This is a genomic window from Brachybacterium sp. AOP24-D1-21 (assembly GCF_052378665.1).
Taxonomy (GTDB): domain Bacteria; phylum Actinomycetota; class Actinomycetes; order Actinomycetales; family Dermabacteraceae; genus Brachybacterium.
Map to the genome: position 1 here is coordinate 1,530,110 of NZ_JBQSXX010000001.1, position 15,425 is coordinate 1,545,534.

At 68.2% G+C, this 15,425-nt stretch carries 13 protein-coding genes; 6 read left to right on the plus strand and 7 right to left on the minus strand.

The features are described from left to right. Window positions 1–6: 6 nt before the first annotated feature. Both ACT3UF_RS06880 and ACT3UF_RS06885 read left to right on the plus strand, forming a co-directional pair. Window positions 7–714: a GNAT family N-acetyltransferase gene (locus ACT3UF_RS06880; protein ID WP_444598914.1), complete on the plus strand. Its 708-nt coding sequence runs from the start codon at window positions 7–9 to the stop codon at window positions 712–714. A gap of 318 nt (window positions 715–1,032) precedes the next feature. Further along, complete coding sequence (locus ACT3UF_RS06885; RefSeq protein WP_444598915.1) at window positions 1,033–1,761, plus strand: TM2 domain-containing protein; 729 nt, start codon at window positions 1,033–1,035, stop codon at window positions 1,759–1,761. Window positions 1,762–1,812: 51 nt separating this feature from the next. Here ACT3UF_RS06885 and ACT3UF_RS06890 read toward each other — a convergent pair whose 3' ends face one another. Next, window positions 1,813–3,177, minus strand: a complete 1,365-nt coding sequence (locus ACT3UF_RS06890) for an IS1380 family transposase (RefSeq protein ID WP_444598916.1) — start codon at window positions 3,175–3,177, stop codon at window positions 1,813–1,815. Window positions 3,178–3,247: 70 nt separating this feature from the next. Here ACT3UF_RS06890 and ACT3UF_RS06895 point away from each other — a divergent pair, with 70 nt between their 5' ends. Continuing rightward, on the plus strand, window positions 3,248–3,490 hold the full coding sequence (locus tag ACT3UF_RS06895; RefSeq protein ID WP_444598917.1) for an addiction module protein: 243 nt from the start codon (window positions 3,248–3,250) through the stop codon (window positions 3,488–3,490). Between the two features lie 192 nt (window positions 3,491–3,682). Here the strand turns inward: ACT3UF_RS06895 and ACT3UF_RS06900 are convergent, their stop codons facing one another. The 5 genes from ACT3UF_RS06900 to ACT3UF_RS06920 all read right to left on the minus strand — a co-directional run bounded on the left by ACT3UF_RS06900 (window position 3,683) and on the right by ACT3UF_RS06920 (window position 10,605). Then, window positions 3,683–4,810, minus strand: coding sequence for a glycoside hydrolase 5 family protein (locus ACT3UF_RS06900; protein WP_444598918.1), 1,128 nt, complete (start codon window positions 4,808–4,810; stop codon window positions 3,683–3,685). After that, window positions 4,807–7,248: an FAD-dependent oxidoreductase gene (locus ACT3UF_RS06905; protein WP_444598919.1), complete on the minus strand. Its 2,442-nt coding sequence runs from the start codon at window positions 7,246–7,248 to the stop codon at window positions 4,807–4,809. Before ACT3UF_RS06905 ends, ACT3UF_RS06900 begins: the two co-directional genes overlap by 4 nt. Continuing rightward, a complete protein-coding gene (locus ACT3UF_RS06910; RefSeq protein ID WP_444598920.1) occupies window positions 7,245–8,171 on the minus strand; it encodes a carbohydrate ABC transporter permease in 927 nt (308 codons plus the stop codon). The genes ACT3UF_RS06905 and ACT3UF_RS06910 overlap by 4 nt, the downstream gene beginning before the upstream one ends. Next, entirely contained in the window at window positions 8,168–9,124 is a 957-nt protein-coding gene (locus ACT3UF_RS06915) for a carbohydrate ABC transporter permease (RefSeq protein WP_444598921.1), read from the minus strand. Before ACT3UF_RS06915 ends, ACT3UF_RS06910 begins: the two co-directional genes overlap by 4 nt. A gap of 140 nt (window positions 9,125–9,264) precedes the next feature. Then, window positions 9,265–10,605 (minus strand): ABC transporter substrate-binding protein, encoded by a 1,341-nt coding sequence (locus tag ACT3UF_RS06920; protein WP_444598922.1) that lies wholly within the window; start codon window positions 10,603–10,605, stop codon window positions 9,265–9,267. A 283-nt stretch (window positions 10,606–10,888) separates the two neighbouring features. Between ACT3UF_RS06920 and ACT3UF_RS06925 the strand changes: the two genes are divergently transcribed. Then, window positions 10,889–13,531 (plus strand): hypothetical protein, encoded by a 2,643-nt coding sequence (locus ACT3UF_RS06925; protein ID WP_444598924.1) that lies wholly within the window; start codon window positions 10,889–10,891, stop codon window positions 13,529–13,531. On the opposite strand, the gene ACT3UF_RS06930 is transcribed toward ACT3UF_RS06925, so the two are convergent. Then, window positions 13,516–14,592 carry a LacI family DNA-binding transcriptional regulator gene (locus ACT3UF_RS06930; protein ID WP_444598925.1) on the minus strand — a complete coding sequence of 359 codons (1,077 nt, stop codon included), beginning with the start codon at window positions 14,590–14,592 and terminating at the stop codon, window positions 13,516–13,518. The two genes, ACT3UF_RS06925 and ACT3UF_RS06930, sit on opposite strands and share 16 nt — an antisense overlap. A 92-nt stretch (window positions 14,593–14,684) precedes the next feature. On the opposite strand from ACT3UF_RS06930, the gene ACT3UF_RS06935 reads away from it, so the two are divergent. Then, entirely contained in the window at window positions 14,685–14,984 is a 300-nt protein-coding gene (locus ACT3UF_RS06935; protein ID WP_444598926.1) for a hypothetical protein, read from the plus strand. Next, window positions 14,969–15,373 carry a hypothetical protein gene (locus ACT3UF_RS06940; RefSeq protein WP_444598927.1) on the plus strand — a complete coding sequence of 135 codons (405 nt, stop codon included), beginning with the start codon at window positions 14,969–14,971 and terminating at the stop codon, window positions 15,371–15,373. The genes ACT3UF_RS06935 and ACT3UF_RS06940 overlap by 16 nt, the downstream gene beginning before the upstream one ends. Window positions 15,374–15,425 lie beyond the last annotated feature (52 nt).

The window sequence follows — 15,425 nt, forward strand, 5'->3', positions numbered from 1 at the left end:
GTCGCTGTGTTCTCCTCCCTCGTGTCCAGCCAGCGGATCCCGGCCGCCCTCGAACCCTGCTCCGAGGGGGAGGTGCTGGTCGTCCTCGACCCTGCGTTGACCGGCCTCCGTTCGGTCTCGCTGCTGCGCGTCGAGGGTGAGGCCACGGTGCTCTCCCTCTCGTCGGCCCGAGCGGACGAGCTCGGGCTCTCCGCGACCGACCGCATCGAGCGTACGGAGCTGAGCGCCCGCCTCGACCGCGCCGCGATGGTGCTCGCCGATCCGGACTACCTGTTCTATCTGCCACTGACCGAGCAGACCGCGCTGCGCGAGGAGTCGTGGGAGGGCGCCACCCGTCAGCTGACGGAGGCCGATACTGCTGCATTCGCGGAGTTCACGGCCCAGGCGCCCGAGGACGACCTGGATGAGGCCTTCGTCGAGCTCGATCACTGGCTCGTGGTCGGCACGTTCAGCGGCGACAGTCTGGTCTCTGCCGCGAGCATGTACCCGTGGGGCGACACCCTGCTGGCCGATCTCGGAGTGATCACGCTGCCGGAGTTCCGCGGTCGTGGACTGGGCCGCGCGACCGTCCGCGCGATCAGCGCTGCCGCGCTGGCCCGGGGCTACGAGCCGCAGTACCGCTGCCAGCTGGAGAACACCGCCTCCGCGGCGCTCGCCCGCGCTGCGGGATTCGCGCTCTTCGGCGTCTGGGAAGGGCTGGAATCCGCGGGCTGAGGCCGGACCGGTTCCTGCCGCCCGGGCGAACCCCGACGCGGCAGCTCCCTCGGCCATGGGGCATCGTCAGCGGGGAGCATTGCCCGCGCAGCGACCACACTCCCGAGTTCCTGATCATGTCCGGGTCCTGGACGCGGCGCCGAAGGACTTTCTGGGCACTCGTGTGACGTCGCTGACTACGGACGAAAGTCCTGGTCTTCGCGGTAGTTGAATCGTAATCTTCGAGGGAGTCCTGTTGAGGGCGAGGGACGTCCGGCAAGTGCCGACGTCCCGGTCCGCGCTGTTCGTGGACGTTGGTGACTACTTCGAAGGATGGGCATGACCGCTCAGCGCCCCACCCCGCCGCCGTCCGGCGATTCTCAGAGCTGGCCCTCTGCGCCCGCTTACGGCCAGCCTCAGCACCGTGGCACCGGAGGCCGCGATGACACGGTTGCGTTCAGTGCACCGCAGCGTCCGCTGCCCGCACCCGGGAAGAGCTACCCGCTCGCCTGGGCGCTGTCACTCTTCCTCGGGGTGTGGGGCGTCGACCGCTTCTACCTCGGGCATTGGAAGACCGGCCTGTTGAAATTCTTCACGCTCGGCGGCCTCTTCATCTGGTACCTCGTCGATCTCGTCCTCCTGGTCACCGGGGTGATGAAGGACGCCAAGGGGCGCCCCCTCCAGCAGTTCGAGACCATCAAGTGGCCCTCGCGCATCATCTCCGGTGCGGTGGTCGCCGGCTTCGTCGCCATGTTCGCTCTCGCCGGAGCGGTAGACGCTCCACCGCCCTCCGAGATCGAAGCCGCTGCAGTCGTCGAGAAGGACGTGCAGGCAACGGCCGAGGACGACGCGACGCCGACCACGACTCCCTCACCCACCACGCCGGCGCCCACCACCGTGGCGCCGACCCCGACCCCCGAGGCGGTGACGGCTGCTCCGGGCACGGCGCTCGCGCTGCTGGCAACCCTCGAGGAGAAGGGACGCGGTGAGAAGACCGGCTACGACCGTGATTCCTTCGGCTGGCGCGAAGATGTGGATCGCAACGGCTGCGATAAGCGGATTATCTAGAGTGATAGTCGAATCTGATGGGCCCGATTGTCAACGTGACCTGCGTCGATGTTATCCGCGAGCGTGGGGCGGAGTGGCTGGCACGAGTGGGACGACCCGCTGGATGCCTGTGGTTGGGTGCGAGACGGGGGCAGTGGTGGCCCGGTTCGCGATTCGGGCGGGCACGGCGATCAGCTGGGCCAGGATCGTGGCGGTCCGCGCTTTCGCGTGGAACCGTGAGGCCAGCACGCCGACGGCGCGGGTGAGGTTGAACGCCGTGGCCGCGAGCACGGTCCAGGCGCTGTTGGCGGCGAACTTCCCGGAGGGCAGGTGGGCCAGGGGGCCGTTCTTGAGGTCGGCGATGACCTGCTCGATGATCGCGTGATCACGGTGGGAGGCCTCGGCGTCCAGCATTGAGAGCGGGGAGTCGGTGAACACTGCGAGGTGGCGGTAGGCGGTCAGCAGCTCGTCCTGCCCGGAACTGCTGGTGGGGTTCAGGCGTTTGACGCGCCGCACGATCAGTCGGGCGGTGACGTGCTGGTCCTTCCGCCGTGAGGTGAACGCGGTGTATTCGATTTCGGCGACCTCGGCATCGGAGATCCACCGCTGTTCGTGCTGGTCGAAGATCGCCTGTGCGTACTTGATCCCCACCCACGCGGTCTCGGGGATCCGGGAGATCGCCGCGACCACGCCCGGGTTCATCCGGGCCGTGATCGAGAAGTGCGCGCGGCCGCGGCGGGCGGCGGCGACCACGGGCTGCTGGTAGTAGGCGCTATCGGCCCGCACCGTGACCAGACCGCCGGCCCCGGCCCGCCGCGCGGTCGCCAACGACTCGGCAATCAGCGTGGCGGCACCGTGCGCCGACGCCGCCGAGCCCCTGCGCAGCCGGATCCCGGCGACCACCGGCGCCGCCACCGGTGTCGAGAGCGTCGCGACCTGGGCGTTGAGGCCCTTCACACCGGAGTAGCCATACCCGGCGCCCTGCTTGGCATACCCGTAGGTCCCGCGGATCGTGTCATCGACATCGAGGTAGGCGACCTGGTCGGCGCCGGCCAGCAGGCCCGGCACCCGTTCGACCAGACCGGGAAGGAGCCGGGAGGCGACCGCGTCGAGCTGGCGGACGTGGGCGAAGGTGTAGCCCCGCAGATGGGTGCCCAGCGTCGTGGGAGCCCGCCGCTGGGTGAAGGCTCGGCTCATCCCGCCGTGGCGCAGCAGGTCCATATCCGAGATGCTGTCCGCCCCGGCGACCATCCCCGCGAGCAGGGACGGGACCTTCACCGTCGCGTTGGCGCCCGGGGTCCCGGCCACCCTCACATGCTCGCCCACCAGGTCGCTCAGCCCGGCGGACTCGGCCAATCGCATCACCGGCACCAGGCCCGCCCTCGCGAGCAGATTGTCGTCATCGAACTCGGCGGAGAAATCATGAGAGACTCGCACTACCAGTGCTCCTGTTGCTCAGCGTGATGGAACCTTCGAACAGTCCCATTATCGCTGGCCACAGGAGCATTTGGCTGTCACGACCCACCCACCCGGCCAGCGGATCCAGGCTGAGAAGCTCATACTCGCCGATGAGTTGTGGGAGGAAGACTCCGAGGGGTCAGATCCTGCTGTGGACGCCGCATGGCAAGCGGAGTTCCGTCGCCGCATTGACAGCATCGAGAGCGGCAAGGTCGAGTTGGTCGACGGGCGCGAAACGATGCGGATCGCCCACGATAGGCTCGCCGAGCGTCGTGCGCGCTCCGTTGCATGAGGCGTGGTGCGTGGCGCGAGCATCCTGAGGCTCGGACCGAGTTACGTGACCAAGCAGATTACCTCCCGCTGGAAGTGGCCGAGAGGCTGTTACAGAGTGCCGAAGACGCTGTCGCGGACGTGTTGGGCGCCCCTGGCGCCTGTCCGACGGTGTCGCACTGGGCGGGGCCGCCGACGCTACCTCGCCGGAAGATCAAGCCTCGCTGAGCACGATCCGTGGGCGCTCGCCGGCCTCGACCAGGGCGAAAAACTCGTCGGCGAAGTCGAGGTCCGGCGTGCGGCCCGCCGGGAGTACCAGGGTGGTGGTGCGCGGTGCCGGTTCCACGTCACGCCCGTGCTCGGCGATCAGGTCACGGAGCCGCGCACCGGCGGGCTTGACCTCATTGTCCACGGTCAGCAGGCCCAGATCGTACTCGAGCTCGACGAAGGCGGAGAACCGTCGGTCGATGTCATGCGAGCACCACCAGGTCACGCCCCACAGACCCTGGACATCGAGCACCGACCGGGTGAAGACCTCGGCATGGTCGGCGATCCGCTCCTCGGGCATCCACCGGCGCGACGCCCCGTATTCCTGCAGCCACACCGGCCGTGCGGGATCGGCTGAGAACGCTTTCGCAAGTTCCAGCAGATACTCGCCCAGATGCAGTGCACCGGTCCCGAAGGCCCCATACCGCTCCAAGGCCCCCGTGAACTTGGTCCAGGCGTGGATCGCCGTCATCGCGCCTGCCCCGGCGATCACCTCGCGGGAGAAGACCGCATCGGTCAGCCACGGCACGTGGTCGAAGCCGGTCACGTGCTCGCCGCCGGGGATCACCTCGGCCGCATGTTGCAGCAGATCCTCCGTCCAGGCGTCGGCCTCGGCGCGGGTCGTGGCGGTATTACCGACGAACTGCGTGAGCACGTTCGGTTCATTGCCGACGTCGATGCCGAGCAGCCGCTCATGCCCACCTATCGCCGCGGCCACCTCGCGCAGCAGCAGCTTCTCGGCACGGATCAGCCCCGGGTCCGCGAACATGTTCGCCCCCTCGCCGTGCCAGGGCGGGCGCAGGTACATCCCGGACAGCCAGCCGTCCAACACGGTGACGTTCATATCGAGGCCTGCCGTGTCGGCAAGGTCCATGAACGCGCTGAGCCGGTCGAGCATCAGGGGGCTCACCCAGGTCGGGTCCGGTTGGAAGACGGGCCAGACCAGCTGGATGCGGACGTGGTCCATGCCGAGGCCCGCGATCGCCTGAAGGTCCGTAGCGAGCGCGTCGGGCTCCCAGTCCACCCAGGAGTGCCACCAGTTCTTCGCCGGGACGTAGTTGACCCCGTATCTCATACCTGCCCCTCCTCGGCCGTGTGCGCCTCGACCTCATGCTCCCCGATCTCGTGCGCCACCTCGTCGTACACGCGGATCTCGTAGATGCGGGCTGACGGGTCCCCGTGGGTCGCGGTGACGACCACCCGCAGTGCGTCGGCGCACTGCGCGGGCACGTTCAGCACGCATCGGCGCTGGTAGTTGTCGGCCACCTCGGCGACCGTGTGCCACGCACTGTCCCGCCGCAGCTGCACGTGGAAGGACTCGACGCACTCGGGCGCACGATGCAGGCCCGGCCGCTGGTCGGTGGAGGTGTCCAGATCGGTGTCGAAGGCGAACTGGAGACGGCCGATCCGTACCGGATCCGGCCAGCGCAGTGTGAGGGTCGCGGGCAACTGCGGCGGGGAGATCCACAGGTTCGCGCCTCGACCCGGCCAGGCCCAGCCGTTGTTCACCCGGTCGGCCTCGTAGGGACGGGCCGGAGGATCCAGCCGCAGCAGCTGGGTGGAGCGTCGGCGCTGCCGCCACTGCCGGTAGGCCGGGATCTCGATCTCCTCGGGGGCGAAGGCCGCGAGCCCCACATGCTGGGGCTCCGGTCCGCCCGGGGCCACGATCAACGACTCGCTGAGCGTGCCGGTAGGAGCGGGGCCACTCGCCGCCGCCCATTCGACCTGCGAGCCCGGCCCGTCATCGGCCGGATACAGGGCCAGTCGCACCGGCGACCCCACGGGCGGCGCGGGCCAGGCCACCTCGAACCAGTCCTCCGTCCCGGCTGCCAGCTGCAGGGTTGCGAGTTCGGTACCGTCCGTCGCCGGTCGGTCCCAGATGCTGGTGACCGCCTCACTGGCCACCCGTACGGCGGCATCCGCTGTGCCCGGATTGCGCAGGCGTAGCGACACCAGGCGGTCCCCGCCGGTGCCGAGCTCAGGGATCACCTGGGCACGCCCGTCGCCGATCGGCAGCCATTGTGAGACCTGCTCGGGCAGTACCAATGCCTGCGCATCACCCTCGGCGCGGGCGTGCAGCGCCAGATCCGCGGGGTCCATGTCGGGGGTGTGCAACAGACGGACCCCCTCGCGCAGTACCCGCTGCTGCAGCCCCACCACGGAGGCGGGATCCTGGGCGAACTCGCGGGGTGAGCGTCCCGCCTCGAGCGCCAGGGCGGCGGCAGTGCCGACGGACTGTCCGAGCTGGCCGAGGCTCTGCTGCACGCGGGCCGGCCCGAGGCCGACGTGGGTCGCGGAGATGCAGCGACCGGTTACCCACAGGTTCGGCACGTCGGCGCTGTAGCAGGCGCGCAGGGGGATCGAGAAGGGGGCCACGCGGGCCAGCCCGCGGTAGTAGCGGTCCACGTTCTCGCGCTCCGCCGGGGCGTCGAGGTTCTCCACGCCGCCGGTGGCGTGCAGGTCGATCCACCAGCCGGCGGTGCCGATCTCGTCGGACCAGGCGGTGGGTCCGGTGACGTCGTGCTGGGTGAGGACCACGTCGCCCAGCACGCGGCGTGATTCGCGTTTTCCGGGCACCTGGCCCACCCATTCGAGGTGGAAGTTCGCCAGTTCCTCGCGCTGGTCGGAATGGTTCTTCAGGAAGTCCCAGAGTCCGAGGACGTGGCGGTGCAGCTGGTGGCGGATCGCCTGGGTGTCACGGATCTGGTGGAAGGGATCGTTGACCTCCACCCACCAGAAGCCGCTGAGCACGTCGCCGTCGGTCTTGGGCAGGGTGCGGTCGAAGGTGAGGCCGGTATGGGAGTAGTCGATCGCCCAGTCCGGTGCACGGAACGGCACCGGAGCCCCCATGCGCCGGGCCTGCATGGTGATGGTGCTGCCGAGCGACGAAGAGTCCGCGTTCAAAGGTGCGAGCGATTCCCCGTACTCGGCGCGGCCCTCCCGCCCGTAGCGGGTGCGGGCGCCGGCGCGGGCGGCGATGCTGCCGTCCCCGGTGGCGTCAATGAAGGCGTCGGCCGCGAGCCGCAGTCGGCGCTCGCTGCCCAGACTGGTCGCATGCACCGCAGCAATCGGCCCGTCGGCCGTACGTTCGACGTCCGTCACGAGGGTCGAGCGGAACACCCGCAGACGGGGCGTGCGGTGCAGGTAGTCGTCGAGGAGCAGGTCCAAGTGCCCGGTGGTCGGGCGGGGACCGGTGGGGTTGGTGGCCCTCTCGGTCAGTAGGATCTCCTGGATCAGTCCGCCCTCGCTGGACCATGCGTTCGAGGAGGCGGCCCCGCTGACGGGCACCCGGATCTCGCTGGATCCGGAGCCACCGAACACGGGCCGTTCCTGCACGATCGCGACCTCGGCGCCGGTGCGGGCGGCCGCGATCGCCGCGCACAGTCCGGACATGCCTCCGCCGATGACGACTAGGTCTGCGTGGTGGTCCTCGAGATCGGGTGGTGCGGTGTCCGCATCGATCGCGGCCGGTGTGATGTCCGCACCCAGTGCGGCGGTTCCCATCGCGCTCATCCCTTGAGGCTGCCGGCGCCCACGCCCTCGACCAGACGCTTCTGGAAGAGGAAGAACAGCAGCACCACGGGGATCAGGGAGACGATGCTCATCGCCATCAGGCCACCCCAGTTCGACTGGCCGGTCGCGTCCAGGAAGGACCGCAGACCCACCGGGACCGTGTACAGCCACCGGTCGGAGAGATAGATCATCTGGCTGAACAGATCGTCGTAGGTCCACACGAAGGTGAAGATCGCGGTGGTCACCAGAGCCGGCGTCATCAGCGGAAGGATCACCGAGAAGTACCGGCGGATGGGCCCGGCACCGTCGATCTCCGCGGCCTCGTCGAGCTCCCGGGGGATGCCACGGATGAACTGCACCATGAGGAAGGTGAAGAACCCGTCGGTCGCCAGCAGCTTCGGGACGATCAGCGGCAAGTAGGTGTCGATCCATCCGAGGGAGTTGAACAGGGTGTACTGGGGGATCAGTACTGCGTGGTACGGGAGCATGATCGTGACCAGCATGATCGCGAACAGCAGCGGCCTGAACCGGAAGTCCAGGCGCGAGAACGCGTAGGCGGCCATCGAACAGGTGACGACGTTCCCGATCACGGCCGCCGTGCACACGATGAGCGAGTTGATCAGGTAGACGTCGAAGTTGATCTCGACCCCGAACCAGCCCTCGACGTAGTTGCCGAGGGTCGGCACGCTGGGGATCAGCGAAGGGCTGGAGAAGATCTCGTTGGTCGGCTTGAAGGATGCGGCCAGCATCCACAGCACCGGGTACAGCATCACCACGGCGCCGACGGCGAGCAGTACGTGGCGCAGCGATGCCCCGGCCAGCAGCTTGCGACGGTGCGCACGGCGCGCGGGAGTGTTCTGCCCGGGCAGCGCGGCCTTGCCACCGGTGCGAGGGCCTCGGGTGTGGTTCGTCGCCGTGCTCATCGTCCATCCCCGTAGAAGACCCACTTACGTGAGGAGCGGAAGACCAGCAGGGTCATCACCGCGATGATCGCCAAAAGCACCCAGGCCATCGCCGAGGCGTAGCCCATCTCGAAGTTCTGGAAGGCCCGTTGGTAGAGGTACAGGGTGTACAGCAGCGTCGAGTCCAGTGGGCCGCCGGTGCCGTTGGAGACCACGAAGCTGGGGGTGAAGGTCTGGAACGCCGTGATCATCTGCATCACCAGGTTGAACAGGATCACGGGGGTGATCAGCGGGATCGTGACCTTCCAGAAGCGTCGCCAGGCACCTGCGCCGTCGATCTCCGCGGCCTCGTAGAGATCCTGGGGGACCTGCTGCAGGCCCGCCAGGAAGATCAGCATGGGGGAGCCGAACTGCCAGGCGGCCAGCAGGATCAGGGTGCCCAACGCGTACTGCGGTGAGTTGATCCAGTCGGCCCCCTCGATGCCGACCAGGGCCAGGACCTGGTTGACCAGACCGCCTCCGTCGAAGACCTGGCGCCACAGCACAGCGACCGCCACCGAACCGCCCAGCAGCGAGGGCAGGTAGAACGCGGCACGGTAGATGCCGACACCGCGTACCGCCTTCTTCAGGATCATCGCGACGCCGAGGGCGACCGCGAGCCGCAGCGGGACGGACACCAACACGTAGACGATGGTGTTCACGAGCGCCCGGAGGTATCGCGGATCGTTCAGCAGCCGTTCGTAGTTCTCGAGCCCCGTGAAGTTCGGCGGGTTGAGGAAATCGAAGTCCGTGAGCGAGTAGTAGGCCGAGACGATCATCGGGCCGACGGTGAGGCCGAGGAGCCCGATCAGCCAGGGCGCCAGGAACAGCAGCGCCGCCTTGTTGTGCTTGTTCGGTTTGCGTGGGCGCCGGGTCCCTGAGGGGTCGGCCGGCGGCTTCGCGGGTGGAGCTGTGCGCGCGTCGGTGGCGGTCACTGCGCTCTCCTTGTCGTTGTTGCGCTCTCGTGGGTTCGCGTCGTGATCATGTGGTGTCGCGTCCCTGAGATGCGTCCGCGCGGGGCATTCGGGGCACGGCTCGGAGGGCCGGGGTTCTCCCGGCCCTCACGACGGGTCGGTCAGGACCCGAGTTCGATCTCGCTCGCTTCCTCGAACATCGCCCGTGCGGCCCCGTCGGGGGCGACGTTCCCGTAGGCGGCCTCATCGGCGTACTGCTCGAGGAGCTGGCCGACATCGGCGGATCTGGTGGGGGCAGACGGCGGGTCCGAGAGCTGCCCCTCGGCGACCGTGGTCGAGTAGTCGGCGAGCGCCTGCTGCGCCGGTTCGAGCTCGTCGCCCAGGGCGCTCAGCGCGGTCTCGTTGGGCATGCCGCGGGTGAAGCCGAGCACCTTGGAGACCTCGGGATCGCTGATGAACAGGGAGATGAACTCGGCGCACTCGTCGGGGTGCTCGGTCTCCGCGTTGATCGAGAACAGTGCGGCACCACCGAGGTAGTTGCCGGTGAACTCGTCGGAGTCCGTGGGGATGGGGGCGAAGGCCAGTTCGTCCTCCATCAGGCCGGCCCAGACGTCGGCGCTGATGTTGAAGCCCATGCCGATCGCGGCGTCTCCCTGGACCACGGGGTTGTTGGGGTGGGAGCCGTCGTCGGCCGCATTGATCTCCGCGGTCACGCAGCCGCCGTCCTGACGCAGGTCGTCCCAGTACTCGAACCACTCGACGAAATCGTCCTCGGACAGGGCGATCTTCTCGGCGTCGTAGATGCCGGGCAGGCCCTTCTGGATCGCCCACGAGTCCAGCGCCTGGCTGGCGGTCGAGTCCTGGGCGCCGTACAGCTCGCCGTCGCTGGCGTCGTAGATAGACTTCGCGAACTCGGCGAACTCCTCCCAGGTCCAGGAATCAGGGACCGTCAGGCCGAGTTCGTCGAGCTTGGTCTTGTTGTAGATCAGCGCCGGGCAGGAGGTGGCGAGGGTGACCCCGTATAGTTCGTCCCCGACCTTGCCGGCGGCCTGTTCCTCCTCCGACAGTGCGCTGATGTCCAGGGGGCCGCCGACCAGGTCGTCCAGGGGCAGCAGAGCGCCACGCTGGGAGAAGTCGACGATCTCGGGGGTGGGGTTCATCGAGACGATGTCGGGTGCCGTGCCGCCGGAGAGCTGGGTGGTGAGCTTGTCCCAGTAGCTGCCCCAGTCCCCGTAATCGGTGGTGAAGGACCAGCCCTTCTGTTCGGTGATGACATCCAGTGCTTCCAGGGTGGCGGCGTCGCGATCCTCCGACCCCCACCAGCACACGCCGAGGGACAGGTCGCTGGCGCCGCCGCCCCCGCCGCCGTCGGACGGCCGCTGCGTGCAGGCCGAGGCTGCGGCCATACCCAGGCCGGCCAGACCCACGCCGCCGAGCATGTGGCGGCGGGACAGGGCGCTGCGGGGGGTGCGTGACCTCGATCGTGTATTCGTGGACTTCATCGTCGGAGCCTCCATCGGTGAGAGCGTTGACCCCAACTTATCAGGTTCAGCCCGCAGGCCGCCAGTACTCGAGTGGATGCCGGGTCGGTGGGTTTCGTGCTGCGGTAACGGGGTTGGTTGACACAGGCGAGCGGGGTGTCTACGGTCACTTAACAGATACAGTTCCGCTGCCGACCCTGACGCCGATGCGACGCGGAATGACCAGATGACACTGGACTCCACACGGAGGTGGACCGTGCCCGAGCATCCCTCTCATCCCACGACCGACCTGAGCAGACGTGCATTGCTCGCAGTCGGCGTGCCCGCAGCGGCGGGCGGCGTGATCCTGGGAGCGGGGCCCGCGCACGGCGCACCCTCGCCCGCGGCTCCACCGGCGAATCCCGGTGACCGGGTCGAGGCCCAGGAGCTCACGATCCGTACGAACGATGCAGGTTCGGTGACCGTCGCTGCGGCCGACGGCACCGACCTGGTGCGCCTGGCCGGCTACCAGATCACCGCGGGGATCGAGGCCCGTGAGGGCGTTGTCGAGGTGGACGAGGAGCAGGACGGAACGCACGTCATCCGCATCGTCTACGAGGAGTTCTCCGATCCCGTCTACACGGGCCGGGTGACCTATCGGGCACATGGCTCCTCGGTCGATGTCGAATGGGAGATCGATGGTCCCGGGAGCACCGACTACACGGGAGGGCGGATCCTGCGGACCCTGATCGACCCCGATCTGCCCGAAGGTGCCGCGGCACCCGAGGAGACCAGCTTCCACGCGAGCGAATGGTTCCGTGACGTCCGCGGCGGCGTTCCCTACCGGGAGCTGACCCATGGGCTGTACTTCGTCGGCTGGGACGAACGCCGGATCGCCGCCGCCTTCGTGATCCCCCGATCAGAAGCGCAGAAAAAGGGCGCGACGTCCCTGCACGCGCCGACGCAGCGCAGCGACGACGGGATCCGCCGGACGAACTACAGCTTCCGTGTGGACTCCCTGGTCCCGGACGCGTGGGACCGTTTCCTGGGCAACAGCCATCTGGTCGCCGGCGCGTTGCTGGCCGAACCGGACCTCGTCGTCGACATGTCACATTCCGCCACCTATAACCTGTTCGACGCACCCGGTCCGCAGACCTTCACCCTGGCCGCGTACGCCGCCGAGGGCGGGTCGGCACGGCTGGAACTCGTGGCGCGTGACTACGACGGTGAGGTGATCCATCGTTCTACGCATGACCTGGAGCTCGAAGCCGGACAGGTCGGAACCGAGGACGTGGACGTGGAACTCCCGGGGCCGCGCAGCTATGTGTTCCTGGAAGTCGACGCGACGATGGCGCGAGTGAAGGCCTTGCATCGCACGGGTGCGGCTGTGCTGCCTCCCCACGAATTCGGCCCGCCCGACGACTCGATCATCGGCATGGGCGGGTTCTCCCGGAACCGCGTCGAGGGAGCTTCGCAAGCCATCGGCATCGAACCCAGGGAGGACGAGATCGCCCTGTGGCAGCGGATGGGTGTGCGCCACCTGCGCAACGACTGGCTCACAGCCGAGGAATCCGAGGAACTGGAGATGCGGACGGCCTATCAGCCGGCCGCCCAGCCCGAACAGTTCGCCGACGATCCCGAGGGGTTCTCGGACTGGCTCGACACCAACTTCGCCCGCGGCGAGGCCACCGGCGCCGTGCACTTCGAGCTGCTGAACGAGTGGAACCTGCAGGGCGGTATCTACCAGGGCCAATGGGCCAAGGAGTACACCGACAACTGGCTGCTGCCCTTCCGCGAGGAGCTCGATTCCCGCGGCACCGGCCAGAAGCTGAACTCGATGGGACTGGGCAGTTGGGACCCGGTGTTCATGGACGGGGTCCGCGAGGAGGGCGGTTGGGACGCCCTGGACGGTGTGGCGATCCACCCCGGCCGCGGCAACTTCGTGGCCGATTACGATCCGCTTCCCGGTACGGGGAACACCTGGAACTACCACGGCGCCGTCCGTATGGCCAAGGCCTACATCGACGAGCACGGCGGCGACAAGGAGCTCTGGCTCACCGAGATATACGCCATGACCGCCCCGAACCGCGGCTCGAACGACGACGAACGCTTCGCTGCGGACAACACGCTGCTGTCGCTGGCCCTCGCCAAGGCGGTCGGCGTCACCGGCGTCCACTGGTTCCAGCAGTACGACGGGACGTGGCTGGACAAGTACGGGATGAACCCCGCGGACTCGGAGTTCTACTACGGGCTGATGCGCGCCGACCGCAGCCCCAAGCCGTCACTACTGGCGTTCACGGCGATCTCCGAACTGATCGATGGTGCGGAGTTCCTGGGCTGGGTCGAATCCGATCACCCCGACCTGCGCGGTCTGCGGTTCCAAGGGAAGGACGGACCGTTCTGGGTGCTGTGGAGCAGGCAGGACGGCTACATCGAATGGGCCGATCGCGACGAGCCCAGCGCCGAGGATCCCTTCCCGTTCCATCCACACCCGGAACCATGGGATCCAGGCCGTCATCGCCGCTCGCTCGACGTTCGCATCCCGGCCGATCAGGGGGAACTCAGTGCCGTTGATCCGGTCGGCCGGGAGATCGAGCTGCGACGCAGCGGCGGGAACTATCGAATCGAGCTCGACGGCTCGCCGATCGTGTTGCGTGGCGACCTCGATGCCGCCGGGACCGGCCTGGACGATGTCCGCGGCCGCGAGAGCGTGAAGCTCGAGGACGTCACGGTGCGGTGCGTGCCCGGGGGAGTCGGCGTGCAGGGCACGAACGCCACCCGTTCCTCGCTACCGCTGTGGGTGGAGACCTCGCTCGGGAACCTCCAGCAGTTCGAGGTCGACAAGGGAGCCTTCGACGTCACGGTCCGGGCACCCGGACCGATCGGCACCGGCACCCAGATCCGGGTGTTCGCCGAGGTCGAGGAGGACGGACAGATCCACCGCGCGGACTTCTACCGCTCGGTGTGATCGGAGGCCGGTCCCACCGAGTCGCGTCGGATCAGTTCCGGTGCGGGCAGTTCGGCGGCGTCCGGTGTGAAGGACGGGTCCAGCTGCGCGATCAGCCGCCTTGCCGCTTCGGCGCCGATCGCGCGGCTGTCCGAACGGATCGAGGTGAGGGCGGGCGTGACATGGGCGGACAGTTCGATGTCGTCCATCCCCACCAGCGACAGATCCTCGGGGATGCGGTAGCCGAGTTCGTGGGCGACCCCCATGCCCCCGATCGCCATCACGTCGTTGGCGTAGATGATCGCGGTGGGGCGGGCGCTGTGGGCGAGGATGCGGCGGGTGCACTCGCCGCCGGAATCCGCGGTGTAATCGCCCAGTTCCACGATCGGATGGGCGAGCCCCGCATCACGCAGGGTCGAGGCGATGACCTCGATGCGGTGCGGAGTGTGCTGCAGACGGGCGGGCCCGGTGACACAGGCGATGCGCGTGTGCCCCAGGTCGATGAGCATCTGCGTCGCCTCCTGCAGAGCGCTCTCGGTATCGGCTCCCACCACGTACTCGCTGTCCGGCGCGTCGGCGGGGCCGATGGCCACGTGGGGAAGACCCAACTCCGCGAGCACCGGCAGCCGGTCGTCCTCCTCCCGCAGCGCATGCAGGAACACGCCGTCGATGCGGCCGTCGGTCGAGAGAGTGCGGTAAACCTGCTTCTCGGCGTCCTCGTCCCCGGCCATCGCCTGCACCAGCACCCAGCGTTGCGGGACGATCACCTCCTGGATGCCCGCGATCGCGCCGGCGAGGAACGGGGTGCCAATCGATTCGGCCGGCCGGGGCACCACCAGACCCAGCGCATGGGCCCGGGACAGGGCGATCGAACGGGCGCGCAGGCTCGGCGTCCAGCCCAGTTCCTCGGCCGCCTGGAGCACCAGGGAACGCGTCGCGTCGCTGACCCCTGGTTTCCCGTTCAACGCGTAGGAGACGGCAGCCGTGGACACCCCTGCCCGGCGGGCCACATCGGTGATGGTGACATGGCGTCCCGGGGTGCTCGGCCCGAGGCGCTCGCTCGGGTGGGACGACGGTGCCATGGATGCGATCGTATCTCGGGTCCGTGCGATCAGTGCTGCAGATCGGCCGATGTGGGAGCCGGGATCTCCGCATCGAAGGGGATCATCGGCCGATGGATCTTCTCGTGGCCGAGCCGCACCAGGGACAGCCACTACAGCCCCCACCGTCATCCTCAGCCCGAACGAGTCCGGCGCTGTTGACTCGCGGCTACGTCACGGTCCTGCTGGCCACGATGGGTTTCGGTATCTCCACCGGCGCGATCACGGTGGGACTGCCTGCGGTGCTTGATGCAACCGGCCCCGGCCTCGTAGGTGTTGCCTTCACCGCGCTCGCTCTCGGCGATCTGACGGCGGGTGTGCTCTACGGCAGTCGGAACTGGTCTGGCAGCCTCCGGCGATGCTTCTGTCGCTGATCTGCGCCGCCCTCGCGGCAGCGCTTCTCGCATGGTTGGTCAGCTGGCCGTTACTGGCCGTTGTTGCAATGTTCCTGCTGGGGGCGATGGGGACGCCCGCAGGCATCGCCATGTCAGCTTTGCTGGACATCACAGTGCCTAGTTGTAGTTCGAAGCTGACGGTGGCTTACACCTCCATGATTGCGACGAATCTCGTGGCTGTGTCTCTTGGCAGCGCCGCTGGCGGAACGGTCATCGATCTCGCAACTCCGACCCTCGCGTTGGTTATCGCCGTTGGCTCTGTTCTGCGGTGCGCTCATCGTCACCGTGCGCCGACGCTCGCTCGTCTGAGTTCACGACTCCGCGGGCGAATCCGCCGAGCTCTCCTTGTCGAGAAGCTCAGCACGTGAAGCGTGGTCATCTTGATGGCGCGCGGCCAGCGTCGCCATGCCTGGCACCATC

What these genes read in the sequence shown, in the direction of transcription:
- ACT3UF_RS06910 (WP_444598920.1), bottom strand. Translation starts at nt 8,171, where the DNA reads ATGAGCACGGCGACGAACCACACCCGAGGCCCTCGCACCGGTGGCAAG.
- ACT3UF_RS06935 (WP_444598926.1), top strand. Translation starts at nt 14,685, where the DNA reads ATGGATCTTCTCGTGGCCGAGCCGCACCAGGGACAGCCACTACAGCCC.
- ACT3UF_RS06940 (WP_444598927.1), top strand. Translation starts at nt 14,969, where the DNA reads ATGCTTCTGTCGCTGATCTGCGCCGCCCTCGCGGCAGCGCTTCTCGCA.
- ACT3UF_RS06905 (WP_444598919.1), bottom strand. Translation starts at nt 7,248, where the DNA reads ATGAGCGCGATGGGAACCGCCGCACTGGGTGCGGACATCACACCGGCC.
- ACT3UF_RS06930 (WP_444598925.1), bottom strand. Translation starts at nt 14,592, where the DNA reads ATGGCACCGTCGTCCCACCCGAGCGAGCGCCTCGGGCCGAGCACCCCG.
- ACT3UF_RS06885 (WP_444598915.1), top strand. Translation starts at nt 1,033, where the DNA reads ATGACCGCTCAGCGCCCCACCCCGCCGCCGTCCGGCGATTCTCAGAGC.
- ACT3UF_RS06900 (WP_444598918.1), bottom strand. Translation starts at nt 4,810, where the DNA reads ATGAGATACGGGGTCAACTACGTCCCGGCGAAGAACTGGTGGCACTCC.
- ACT3UF_RS06920 (WP_444598922.1), bottom strand. Translation starts at nt 10,605, where the DNA reads ATGAAGTCCACGAATACACGATCGAGGTCACGCACCCCCCGCAGCGCC.